Source organism: Aristophania sp. ESL1100, assembly GCF_058511235.1.
The window spans coordinates 1,463,768-1,476,238 of the sequence record NZ_CP196394.1 but is presented as its reverse complement, the minus strand read 5'-3'; the positions used below and the strand labels follow the sequence as shown (position 1 = coordinate 1,476,238).

Below are 12,471 nucleotides of genomic sequence, written 5' to 3'. Positions count from 1 at the left end.
GGGCGAATAGGGTCAGCGCGATCATTATCTTTAAAAAGCCGTAGCGCGGTTTCTGTTTTCAGTAATCCCGTCTGGGGAAGGAAGAGATCGTTCTGCGAGGAAAGAGTATTATTTCATGGATTATGACAGTCTGTTTCAGAAAGCCCTTAATGGTTTACATGCTGACGGGAGTTATCGTTATTTTGCAGAGCTGGAGCGGAAAGCCGGGGATTTTCCCAGAGCCTTTCACCACGGCATAGGGCGGGACGTAACGGTCTGGTGCTCCAATGATTATCTTGGCATGGGGCAACATCCCGAGGTTTTGAAGGCGATGCATAAAGCGCTGGATGAAACAGGCGCAGGGGCTGGCGGGACGCGCAATATTTCCGGGACCAATCATTATCATGTGGCTCTTGAAGCAGAACTGGCAGCCCTTCATGGCAAGGAAAGTGCGCTCCTGTTTAATTCAGGCTATCTTTCAAACTGGGTCACTCTCGGGACGATTGCTGCACGCCTGAAAGATTGTGTCGTGCTCTCTGATGCGCTTAATCATGCGTCCATGATTGAAGGGATTCGTCATTCACGGGCAGAGAAAAGAATTTTCCGCCATAATGACCTTGAGGATCTTGAGCGTCACCTCAAGGAAATCCCTCTTGAAACGCCCAAGATTATTGCCTTTGAATCCGTCTATTCCATGGAAGGGGACGTCTCCCCGATCGAGGCGATCTGCGATCTGGCAGACCGTTACAATGCCATGACCTATCTCGATGAAGTTCATGCAGTCGGTATGTATGGCGCTCAGGGAGGGGGGCTTGCCCAGGAGCTGGGGCTTGAGCACCGCCTGACAATTATTGAAGGGACTTTGGGAAAATCCTTCGGCGTGGTTGGCGGCTATATTGCCGGTTCAGCGGCTTTATGCGACTTTGTGCGTTCATTTGGCTCAGGCTTTATCTTCTCAACTTCCTTGCCACCTGTTATTGCAGCAGGTGTGCTTGCCAGTGTGAAGCATCTCAGAGCCAGCAATGTTGAACGTAATGGCCAGAAGCATGCAGTTGCCTATCTGCGCAAAAAGCTGGATCAGGCACGTATTCCCTATTTGATGAACCCGACTCATATCGTCCCGGTTATGGTGAGGGATGCCAAACTCTGTCGCCAGATCTGTGATGATCTGCTCAACCGGTTTGATCATTACGTCCAGCCGATCAATTATCCGACTGTCCCACGCGGGACAGAGCGTATGCGCTTAACGCCGGGGCCCCTGCATAAAGATGCTGATATTGATTCACTGGTCGCCGCTCTGGCGACGTTATGGGATGAATATCACCTCGAATATGCCAGGGTGAAAGCCGCCTGATTTTGCTACGTAAAAGCGCCGGATGAAAAATCGGCGTTTTTTTCTAGAAGCCGGCAACGAGCTGAAAATCACAGAAAGCCCCTTTGGGTTCTGCAAAGGCCGTCATGGGAACATGTCTTAATCGCCACCCCACATCAAAGGTGATGTTAAGGTGGCGGTTGACTGTGCTGTTCACATCAATCCCGACGCTGGAAAGGGTTGCGGAGCGCGACGTATCAGAGGTCCTCTTAACCTGCCTTGTATCGACCCAATCCCAGAAAAAACCGAGTTTCTGGGTATCTTCAAGCAGAGGTAGGTGCAGCAGTTTTGCAAGAGAGAAAGAGGGCAGAAACAGCTCTTCACTAAAGCTGTTGGCGTTGCTGCCGAACGAACTATTTACAAAATAACCTCGCCCGTTACTCAGCCCCCCTGCTGAAAGTTGTTCACTATAAAGCAGGTTTTTTGAAGCGCGTTGAAACGTGACTTTGGTGGTAGTGGAAAATTTCCAGGGGAGGGAAAAAGAGCGCGTCAGTGAAAGACGGTCATAAACATAACGGGGCCCACTTCCTTCAGCGATGGAGTTATAGGCTTTTTTTGTGTCATGATGGGTCAGACCGCCCGGACCGTAATAAAACTGGTTATTCAGTTTGGTCTGCCCCCAGGGGTCCTGAACAGAGCCATCATAACCAATGACAAACTGGTTTGTATCAGCGTTCGAAATATAGGCATGGCGTTTTATCACCGGCATGTAGGGTTTATATGTGTCTGAATTGGTCGTTTTCCAGTCAAAACCAATTTGCAGAATGCCGTCCAGTCCAAAATTTTTTCCCAGGGTTATATGGTCAATCATGTGGAGCCAGCGAATGGAGACCTGGCCGCTTTTACCGGTATCTTTTTCGTTCTCATCGTCAGAGAAGGGGTGTGTCTGGGAATAACTGCCATAGATCTGGATCGCGGTGCGACGGGGCAACGGGATTGTCCAGCTGGCAGCGTGATTATTGGAACGTCCTGTATCAGAACGGTTGAATTGATAGGTCAGGATCTGCCCAAGATTAAAAGCATTTCCCCATGAGGTCCCTACGTACCAGTTCAGGCGCCCTGTGGTCGGGTCTCCCTGATTGGAAAAAGCCGCATAACCATAAACGGGAAAGCGGTCAGCGACACTGAGCTCCACGTCGGTATGGCCATTTTCCTTCCCTGGATAAAAAATCATATCAACTGTGTGAAAAGGGTTTCGGTTGATCCAGTTCAGATCAGTCTGGAGCGTGACCAGACTGAGGGGCTTTTCCGGCAGAAGGGCGCTATCACGGCGAATGGTCCAGTCAGGGCTCCAATGGTTATGCTGAACGGTAATTCTTCCCAGGCGATATTCCAGCAGAGCTACGTGCAATAGGCCTTTCTTTACGACCTGTGGGGGGACACTCACAGAGAGAAACGCCTTGTCATGAAGGCGAAAAAAGATGCTGAGCTTGCCTTTCAGAATATCAATTTGTGCAAAGGATAAAGGATGACCTATATAGGCTGCGATTATCTTTCCTATGGCTTTGGAATGGGTGAGTTTTAAAAGAGACGGCGAGAGAGGAGGCGTTTTATGATTTCCCTCCCTTGCAGGCTGCTGCTCAAAAATAATGCCCCGCAGGAGGGGAAGCGCTGTTTTACCTTCCTCCTTTCTGGTTTCGGCCATCGCTATGTCATGAGAGAGAAGAAGGCCCAGTAATATGGTTCTGCAAAAACAGAAAGATTTCATGGACCTATCCGCACATCGCTGGGCCCATAAGGGGACGTGCTGATAAGTTTTACGTCTCCATCAGGTAAAGTCGTTGCTTTATTGGCATCGCTGACATCATTACGATTGCCGGCAAGGGTGAAAATATTGCCACTGACAGAGGCCAGAGAGGCAGCGGCCCCCATTGTCAGGCTATGATCATTTTTTTCATCCCCAATGCAGGGTGACGGTACCACGTAAACACCAGAAGGAGCAAAAGAGGCATTAAGTGTTGCCCTGCGACTATGGTTGGGCTGAGTGCTGACACCGATCAGAACCGTTTCAAATTTTTTCTCCAGTGGGGCAAATGTGAAACGGTAGCGACTATTCTGTGGTGCCTGACGATTGCCGCGCGAGGTGCAGCCCTTATTAACAATGAGCCCATTGGGGGCAATGATCGTCCCATCCGCTGTAACTTTATATTGTGCACCTGTCGCGCTGGTCTGTGATTTAACCGGTGAATTGCGATTTCCGACCACATTATCCAGCATGGTGTTGCTGGTTGTTGAACTCCGTGCCCCTGCCGCAAAACCAGCTGCGCGCTGGGCGTCAGCTCTTGATAGAGACGCTATGGATAGCACGCTTAGTATCAAGGGGAGGGGGCGCGACAAAAAGGGGGAAGGAGACATAAACTGATGCTCAGAATCATGAAAAGGCAATTGATCCGAAGAATGAGGATGATCCTTACGGAAACATGACCATGGCATGAAGTGGTTGATAAACTCTTACCTCAAGACCATTTATAATCAGGCTTCGTTGCCTATTTTCTTGCTCATTCTCTCAAGACATTGCATCATCATTTTATGACTGGCTCAGTATCTGAAAAAAAAGCATCCTGTCAGAAACAGGAAAGTGTCGATCGTGTGGCTGATCTTGCAGGTGCCTGTATTCTGGCTTACCTGCGGAGAGAAAAACCACATCTTGCTCAGACAAGTGCCGCTTTTCTACGTAATCTTGAAATGTTATGGAAACAGCAAAATATTGATTTCCGGGAAGTCTGGGCCGAACTGGATGAACGTATTGCCTTGTCTGAAGATCTGCTTCGTCGGGGAATAAGGGCTCGAAAGGGCGGTCCCTACCGCACGACGAAGCTGCCGTAATATCCTTTTGGTTCAGGCTGTACTATATAATTAACAGAGATATGTTTTATGGACGAAGAGCCCCCTCCACCAAACGATCCCGGAACACCGGAGCAGGCCATCCCGGCACCTGGTGATCCATCATCAGCCCCCCCTTCCGATACCGCAACAGCCGGGCAGGATGCGGTTGTAAATCCTGGAGCAGCAGGTCCCACCCCGGATGCCGCTGCTTCGGGGCATGTAAATGGTGTCGATAGCAGCCATTTGATTGATCAGCTGCATAAGTTGAGCTCATTTGATACAGCTTGTCTGATATTTTTTGGTCTTTCAGTGTTACTGGGCCTGATAAGAGGGGGCTCACGCGAGCTTTCCGGCATTCTGGTCTGGATTGGTGCCTTGTGGCTGGCACTCAGGTCGAGCAATGCCGTCATGGCGTGGGCTAATCCCTCCTTGCCGCAGGCTCTTCAGAATTCCAATATTGCTCTCTGGGTGACAAGGATTGCTGTTTTTATAATCGGTGTGCTCGTTTTCAGTACACTGGTGGACCGGGTTTCCTATATCGCCAAAAGTAATTTATCGAGAAGTCTGGATGGTCTGCTTGGTCTGGCTTTTGGTGGAATTCGCGGATATGCCTTGATTGTTGTGTTCTGCCTGGTGGCCGGTTGGGCATCAGGAAACTGGCTTTCATCTGTGACACAGGGCAGCGTTTTTATGCCTGCTATTACAAAGGGGATACAAATTTTGCAGGGATATGTGCCCCCTTCCTTGCAATCGTACCTTGCCTTACCAGATACAAATACATTACAGGAAACGAACAGTCAGTGAAGGGGTGTTGCAGGCTGAGCGTGTCTTTGTATCCCTGGTGTTTATTTGCTTTAAGGCGGGGATTCCCCCATAGGTTGGGCCTTTATGTCACTTGTTGAAATTTCAAACCGTCCTCATGAAGAATGTGGCGTCTTTGGTGTATGGGGGATGCCGGATGCGGCGGCTCTCGTTGCATTGGGACTTCACGCTTTGCAACATAGAGGGCAGGAATCTGCGGGGATCGTCAGTTTTGATGGTAAGATTTTCCATCAGCACAGAGGCCTCGGGCTTGTGGGAGAAGTCTTTGCCGATAGCGGAGTGATTGCGTCCCTGCCAGGGGCTGCGGCAATCGGGCATAATCGTTATGCCACGACGGGTGGTACGCATTTACGCAATGTACAGCCTTTTTACGCTGATTACGCGTTTGGTGGATTGGCCGTTGCCCATAATGGCAATTTAACCAATGCGGCCACCTTGCGCAAAGTTCTGGTTAATCGCGGCTGTATTTTCCAGTCCAGCACGGATACAGAAGTTTTTGTTCATCTGATTGCGATCTCTCTTTATAGCACGGTTGTTGAGCGGTTGATCGACGCTGCCAAGCAGGTCAAGGGTGCTTATTCACTGATCGCTCTGACACCTGATAATGGTTTGATCGGGATGCGTGACCCGCTGGGAGTGAGACCTCTCGTTTTAGGACGTGTTCCCGGCTATGAAGAAGAAAATGGCGGTTGGGTTCTGGCCAGTGAGACCTGTGCGCTTGATATTATCGGTGCTGACTTTGTGCGCGATATTGAGCCCGGTGAAATGGTCGTTATCAACCATAAAGGTGTTGAGTCGATCCGGCCATTCGGCAAAACAGGCCATCGCTTCTGCGTCTTTGAATATATTTATTTCGCTCGCCCTGATTCCGTTCTGGAAGATCGCTCAGTTTATAATAGCCGCACGCGTATCGGGGCTGAACTTGCGCGTGAAGCTGCTATAGAGGCCGACGTTATTGTGCCTGTCCCGGATTCAGGTGTTCCTTCTGCAATTGGCTATGCTGAAGAAAGCGGTATCCCTTTCGAATTGGGAATTATCCGCAATCATTATGTGGGGCGCACCTTCATTGAGCCGACAGATCAGATTCGCCATCTGGGGGTGAAAATGAAGCACTCAGCCAATCGGGCAGTTCTGAAAGGGAAACGGGTTGTTCTGGTTGATGACTCTATTGTGAGAGGCACAACATCCCGCAAAATTGTTGATATGGTAAGGGCTGCCGGAGCGACGGAAGTGCATATGCGCATTACCTCTCCCCCGACAAAGCACCCCTGCTTCTATGGGATTGATACGCCAGATGAAAGCAAACTTCTGGCGGCAACGCATACACTTGAGGAAATGCGGGAAGCGATCGGGGTTGATAGTCTTGCTTTCATCAGTTTTGATGGGCTTTACCGTGCCTTGAATTATCCCGGACGGGAAGAAGCGCGTCATCGTTATTGTGACGCCTGTTTCAGCGGTGATTACCCTATTTCACTTGTTGATAAAGAGGGTAACCTTCTCAAATAAAGAATCTTGTTTTCTATTCTATGTAATACCCGTTTCTATATCTATAGAAACGGGTATTCTTTTATTTAAAGAACATTAATATAGTTTACTTTTTATTAAGCATAAAAAGTAAAATCCGTAACTATAACACAGAAATTTTATTACAAAAAAACATAGAATTTTTTGTGTTGAAAATTAATCATTATTAATGTATAAAATCGATATTAATTCTGTCGAATTACAATTCATTCTTGAAGAATGATGTGAAAATCACTTTTTAAATATTAAGTGATCATTCAAAATTTTTCATCTTTATTGGAAGTATATTCTTATAAGGTGAAATAATTAAGTTATATAAAAGGGGACATAATGTCAAAATTTAATAATTGTTTGATGAGTATTTTTGAATCTCTATGCTGGTTACGCGTTCTGTAAATATATCCTTAAATATGTGTGTGGAGATATTTTAGATATGTAAGCGACTTGCGATAAGGAGGTAGGGCATGAAAGATACAGATGTAGGGATTACCCCTTCTGACGATCAGGGGCTGTCTCTTAACGCAAAATGGACTTTGGTGACAGCGGCTTTGATTTCAGGGAGCTGTGGTGGACTTTATGGGTATGATACCGGCATTATTTCTGGTGCGCTCTTACTGATTACGCGCGAATTTCATCTTAACGCGTTTTTACAGGAAATTGTTACAGCGGCTATCCTGTTAGGGGCTGTTATCGGGGCTTTAGGTGCAGGTTATTTTTCTGAAAGATATGGGCGCAGGGCAACGATTATTCTGGTTTCAGGGATTTTTGTTGTAGGCGCAACATGGTGTACGGTCTCCCCTGATATCGCAAGTCTGATCGCTGCCAGAGTCTTTTTGGGGTGTGCTGTTGGTGGGTCCTCTCAGGTTGTGCCCATGTATATATCAGAGCTGGCGCCGGCGGCCAGTCGTGGCACATTGGCGCTTTTCTTTAACGTTTCCATCGGGGTAGGGATCCTGCTGGCCAATATTATTGGCCTGACCGCCCAGCAGAGTCTGGGGTGGCGGGGAATGATCTTTCTTGGTGTGTTGCCAGCTGCTTTTGTATTTATCGTAATGTTTTTTATGCCTAAAAGTTTTCGTTGGGTTGCGGAAAATATCAGTGTTAAAGCAGCGGTTCCTATTCTTGAGACACTGCGCGATGACCGACAGGAAATTAAAGAGGAAATTGCCCAGATTAAGGAAAATATTGCCTCTTCTGAAGAAGAAAATCAGGGGTGGCGGGGTTTGTGCCAGCCCTGGGTGAGACCCGCTCTGGTGGCCGCATTGGGCGTCGCTTTCTTCACACAGGCTGGCGGCCTGGAAATGATGATCTATTATGCTCCGACCTTTCTGGAGGATGCAGGGTTTGGTGATTCATCGGCCTTATTGGCCAGTCTCGGGATCGGGATTATTTATCTGACCATGACCTTTCTGGGGTGTCTGTTTGTAGACAGGATTGGCCGCCGCCGTCTGGTCCTGATTATGGCGCCTGGGTCTGTTCTGTCTCTTATAGGGCTTGGAATCATGTTTCTGCTTCATCCCGCTCAAGGGAGTGTTGGGTCCTATCTTGTCATTGCCTTTATGCTGCTTTTCATGATGTTCAATTCTGGCAGTATTCAGGTCATAGGATGGCTTTTGGGCGCTGAAATGTTCCCTCTTTCCATGCGCGGTCAGGCGACGTCACTTCATGCTGCTGTGCTGTGGGGGAGTGACCTGCTGGTAACAGTGACGGCCCTCTCTCTGGTAAAGCTTATTTCATTAGGAGGGACGATGTGGTTTTATGCAGGGATTAATCTGCTTTCTCTGATCTTTGTTTATTTCTTGGTGCCGGAAACAGCAGGAGCAACCCTCGAAGATATTGAGACCGCTTTAAAAAACGGCACATTCCGCCCGCGGAAAGGCCATACCAGTATCGCTCATGAAGCGGAAACATCCTCGTAGCGGAGGAGAGGCATAGAGGGCTTCATGCGTGCCCTCTATGACGTGGTTTTTCTTCAGCTAATATTGGGTTTCAGCATTGATTTTGGATCAGCGACACGGTCATAATCCTCGGCACTGATAAAGCCCAGCTTCAAGGCGGCGTCTTTTGGGCTTAAATCGTGTTCCATAGCGTAATGGGCGACTTGTGAGGCTTTATCATAGCCGATAACGGGAGATAACGCTGTGACGAGAACGAGGGAATGATCCAGGGCTTTCTGTATCTGCGCCCTGTTAGGCTGAATTCCCTCAAGACAGAATTTCCGGAAATTTTCCATACCGTCATGAAGCAGGGTCAGGCTTTGCATGATATTATGAATCATGAGCGGCTTATAGGCATTCATATCCAGCATACCATTTGCCCCGCCGAGAGCTGTTGCCAGGTCATTGCCCATAACCTGGATGCAAAGCATTGTCAGGGCTTCTGCCTGGGTCGGGTTGATTTTTCCCGGCATGATAGAGGAGCCTGGCTCATTGGCAGGAAGGGTCAGCTCACCGAAACCTGCACGTGGCCCACAGGCCAGCAGGCGTATATCATTGGCGATTTTGAAAAGACTGCCAGCCAGTGTGCGCAGGCAGCTAGAAAGATGCACCAGCGCGTCATGAGCCCCCTGCAAGGCGAACTTATTCCTGCCACTATGGAAATCAAGCCCTGTAAGCTGTGCAATTTCGTAACAGGCTTTTTCCGCAAAGTCAGCTTCAGTGTTGACGCCTGTGCCAAGGGCGGTTCCACCAAGAGCGAGGGAGAGCAAGCCTTTCAGAGCGTCTTCAAGGCGTGTTCTGTTATCCTGGATCATGCCTGTATAACCCAGCCATTCCTGGCCAAGTGTAATGGGCACGGCATCCTGTAGATGCGTGCGCCCTACCTTGACGATATCAGCCCACTCTTTTGCCTTGCAGGCAAGGGCGTCTTCAAAACGTGTCAGTGCTGGAAGGAGCGTGTTCTGTAGAGCAAGCGCGCTGGCGATATACATCGCGGTGGGGAAGTTATCATTGGTTGACTGTGCCATATTGACATCGTCATTAGGATGTAGGGGTTTTTTACTTCCCAGGGCCTGTCCGGTCATCTGACTGGCCCGGTTGGCGATGACCTCATTCACGTTCATATTGAATTGTGTCCCGGACCCTGTCATCCAGACATGGAGGGGGAACATTCTGTTATGCTTGCCTTCTCTGATTTCGTCACAAATTGTAACGATGAGGGCAGATTTTTCCTGAGATAACCGTCCGCTTGAAGCATTTGCCAGAGCGCAGGAGCGCTTCATGATGGCATAAGCTTCAATCATTTCATAAGGGATAAAGTCATGGCCTATGCTGAAATAATGGAGAGAACGCTGGGTCTGCGCGCCCCATAATACATCTTCAGGGACCTGAATTTCCCCCATGCCATCAGTTTCTGTACGGTATTTCATGAGTGTGTCTTTCTAATAAATCAGGAGGCGAGGCTATAGGGACGGTAAACAGGTTGCCAGCTTAAAGCAGCGATATTCTGCTCAAGGGTGGCATCGTCAAAATCCGGGCAAAGTTTGTCTTCACGCGCCTGAAGTGCCACAGCACGGGCCACTTTCAGGGCAACAGTCTTGATCTTTGAAAGAGGCGGCAGAAGGGTTTCGCTGTGCATGGCGTGCACGGTTTCAGCTACAGCCTGTGCTGCAGCCATTAACATTCTGTCATTGATTTCGGTTGCCTGACAGGCCAGGGCCCCGAGCCCAAGACCGGGAAAGACATAAGCATTATTGGTCTGATCAATGATGATGGAACGATCACCAAACGAGACAGGAGGGAAGGGACTTCCTGTGCTGACAATGGCTTTGCCGTCCGTCCAACGTAAAATATCTTCAGGTGTTGCTTCAACGTGACTGGTTGGGTTTGAAAGAGGGAAGATCAGAGGAGCAGGGCAATGTTGTGCCAGTTTGACGATCATATCTTTTGTGAAAAGACCTGCCTGCCCTGAAACGCCTATGAGAATGGTCGGGCGAATTTCATCAACAATCTGAGCCAGTTCAGCATGTGTGCCACAGGATAGAGCGTCTGCACGGGCGAAGAATTTCTGGCCTTCTGTTAAATCATTCATGGATTTGAGAAGCAGACCAGGACGGTCGAACAGATAGAAACGCTCCAATGCATCTTTCTCACTCTGCCCTTCAGCCAGGCAGGCCTGATAAAGCTGCGTTGCAATACCGCATCCGGCAGAACCACCACCGACGATCATGACCCGTTGCTGGGAAAGTGTTTCGTCTTTTTTCTTCAGACCAGACAGGATCGCGGCTGTTGCGATCGCCGCGGTTCCCTGAATATCATCATTAAAGCTTAAAATTTCGTGACGGTACCGTTGAAGAAGAGGGGCGGCATTCCGCCCGGCAAAATCTTCCCAATGAAGCAGGATATTCGGCCAGCGTGCCTTGATCGTTGTCACAAATTCTTCAATGAAATCGTCATATTCCTGCCCACGGAGGCGAGGTTGCTTCAGCCCGATATAGGCAGGGTCATTGAGAAGTGTTTCATTTTCGGTCCCTACGTCCAGAGTCACCGGCAACATGCAGGACGGGTTGATACCAGCGCAGGCGGTATAGAGAGACAGCTTGCCAATGGGAATGCCCATCCCATTGGCGCCGAGGTCTCCCAATCCCAGAATACGTTCCCCATCCGTAACAATAATCATGCGGATCGCATCATAATCAGAAGAGGCGAAGATATCGGCCATCCGGCCAGTGTCACGGGCTGTGATATAAAGCCCTCTTGGACGGTGCCAGATTTTGGAAAAATTCAGACAGGCTTCTCCCACGCCGGGGGTGTAGACCAGAGGCATCATCTCAAGGAGATGTTTTTCCATCAGGGCATAAAAGACGGTTTCATTTTCATCCTGCAAGGCCCGTAGTGCAACATGCTGGCTTAATGTGTCCTTCAGATTTGTAACAGATTCATAGGCAGCTATTACCTGTTGCTCCAATGTCAGTTCACCAGCAGGGAGCAATCCTTCAAGAGCAAAGGTTTTTCTCTCAGAATCCGGGAAAGCCAGCCCTTTATTGAGGAAAGGGTCATTGAGCAGATCAGAACCTGTCAGTGAGATCGGAAGGGGTGTCGGCATTATTAAAATCTTTCAAAGCCAGAAAGGATGCAGAAAAAATGTTCTGGCGCAGTGCTCTGCATTTTCAGAAGGAAAATGACGCGTAAAATAAAAGGCTGTTTTTCACGGAGCGGGAACGCGGAGTGAAGGGAGAAATACTCTCCCTTCTATAACAGAGTCGTTCATTGTTTGTGGTCTTTATCATGCTCCCCAGTGGCAATTCTGGTTTCCACCGCCAGGCGCCAGGGGGCATCCGGTGGGGCTGCATCAAGGGCTTTATGGTAAAGTTCCAGAGCTTCTGGAGACACATGCCCTGTTTGTTCGGTTTCAGATTCGGCAACCTTGAGTGCCAGTTCCGGGGTGAAATGCCCTTTCAGGGCAAGTTTCCATTCTTCAAGAGCAGGCTGTGGCAGTCCAATCTGGGCTTTCAGATCGCCTAACTGCTCATGCACAAGGCTATAGCGTTTATCCATTGGAGAAAGGCTTGCGGCCTGTTTGCCAAGCTGGTTTATCTGAGCCAGTTGGGGGTTGAAGTTTTTGGGAGACCATTGATGGGCGGGTTTTTCAGAGAGGAAAGAGGGGACGCCATTTTCCGCATAAATCCAGATAGCCATCAGGGGTATGAGCACCATGGAACTGATCAGAATCAGTTTCTGGGAACCACCTTCCTTTTCTCTTACAGGGGGAGGCGGGACCGGGCTGTTGAGTAAACGGCGCTCTATTTCTGTCCGGGCATTATCATAGGATTGCTGGTCAATCAGATTGGCTTTCAGCTCTTTCTGTAAATGGTCAAGCTGTGTTGTATAAAGATCAACAGTGCTATCCGTTGTCTCCCTCGTGGCAACAGAGCGCTGCCATAAACTCATCCCAAGAGGAATGAGGACAATAATCGTAATGAGAAACGCACCCAGAAGGAAGGACATAGG

The 12,471-nt window shown here is 49.0% G+C and carries 10 protein-coding genes; 5 read left to right on the top strand and 5 right to left on the bottom strand.

Going from position 1 to position 12,471, the window contains the following annotated elements; genetic code table 11:
- Window positions 1–115: 115 nt before the first annotated feature.
- Window positions 116–1,333 carry a 5-aminolevulinate synthase gene (hemA, locus tag ACSYSY_RS06850; RefSeq protein WP_491706829.1) on the top strand — a complete coding sequence of 406 codons (1,218 nt, stop codon included), beginning with the start codon at window positions 116–118 and terminating at the stop codon, window positions 1,331–1,333.
- 43 nt (window positions 1,334–1,376) lie between these two features.
- On the opposite strand, the gene ACSYSY_RS06845 is transcribed toward hemA, so the two are convergent.
- On the bottom strand, window positions 1,377–3,059 hold the full coding sequence (locus ACSYSY_RS06845; protein WP_491706828.1) for a ShlB/FhaC/HecB family hemolysin secretion/activation protein: 1,683 nt from the start codon (window positions 3,057–3,059) through the stop codon (window positions 1,377–1,379).
- On the bottom strand, window positions 3,056–3,706 hold the full coding sequence (locus ACSYSY_RS06840) for a hypothetical protein (protein WP_491706827.1): 651 nt from the start codon (window positions 3,704–3,706) through the stop codon (window positions 3,056–3,058). The genes ACSYSY_RS06845 and ACSYSY_RS06840 overlap by 4 nt, the downstream gene beginning before the upstream one ends.
- A gap of 174 nt (window positions 3,707–3,880) precedes the next feature.
- On the opposite strand from ACSYSY_RS06840, the gene ACSYSY_RS06835 reads away from it, so the two are divergent.
- The 4 genes from ACSYSY_RS06835 to ACSYSY_RS06820 all read left to right on the top strand — a co-directional run bounded on the left by ACSYSY_RS06835 (window position 3,881) and on the right by ACSYSY_RS06820 (window position 8,442).
- Window positions 3,881–4,177, top strand: coding sequence for a hypothetical protein (locus ACSYSY_RS06835; RefSeq protein ID WP_491706826.1), 297 nt, complete (start codon window positions 3,881–3,883; stop codon window positions 4,175–4,177).
- Window positions 4,178–4,225: 48 nt separating this feature from the next.
- A complete protein-coding gene (locus ACSYSY_RS06830; protein ID WP_491706825.1) occupies window positions 4,226–4,981 on the top strand; it encodes a CvpA family protein in 756 nt (251 codons plus the stop codon).
- Window positions 4,982–5,065: 84 nt separating this feature from the next.
- Window positions 5,066–6,505 carry an amidophosphoribosyltransferase gene (purF, locus tag ACSYSY_RS06825; RefSeq protein ID WP_491706824.1) on the top strand — a complete coding sequence of 480 codons (1,440 nt, stop codon included), beginning with the start codon at window positions 5,066–5,068 and terminating at the stop codon, window positions 6,503–6,505.
- Window positions 6,506–6,987: 482 nt separating this feature from the next.
- Complete coding sequence (locus ACSYSY_RS06820; protein WP_491706823.1) at window positions 6,988–8,442, top strand: sugar porter family MFS transporter; 1,455 nt, start codon at window positions 6,988–6,990, stop codon at window positions 8,440–8,442.
- Between the two features lie 53 nt (window positions 8,443–8,495).
- Here the strand turns inward: ACSYSY_RS06820 and ACSYSY_RS06815 are convergent, their stop codons facing one another.
- The 3 genes from ACSYSY_RS06815 to ccmI form a co-directional block, all read right to left on the bottom strand.
- Window positions 8,496–9,890, bottom strand: coding sequence for a class II fumarate hydratase (locus ACSYSY_RS06815; RefSeq protein WP_491706822.1), 1,395 nt, complete (start codon window positions 9,888–9,890; stop codon window positions 8,496–8,498).
- Window positions 9,891–9,910: 20 nt separating this feature from the next.
- The gene (locus ACSYSY_RS06810) at window positions 9,911–11,566 is read right to left on the bottom strand and encodes an NAD-dependent malic enzyme (RefSeq protein WP_491706821.1); all 1,656 of its coding nucleotides are present in this window, start codon (window positions 11,564–11,566) and stop codon (window positions 9,911–9,913) included.
- Window positions 11,567–11,727: 161 nt separating this feature from the next.
- Entirely contained in the window at window positions 11,728–12,468 is a 741-nt protein-coding gene (gene ccmI, locus ACSYSY_RS06805; protein ID WP_491706820.1) for a c-type cytochrome biogenesis protein CcmI, read from the bottom strand.
- Between the last annotated feature and the right edge of the window lie 3 nt (window positions 12,469–12,471).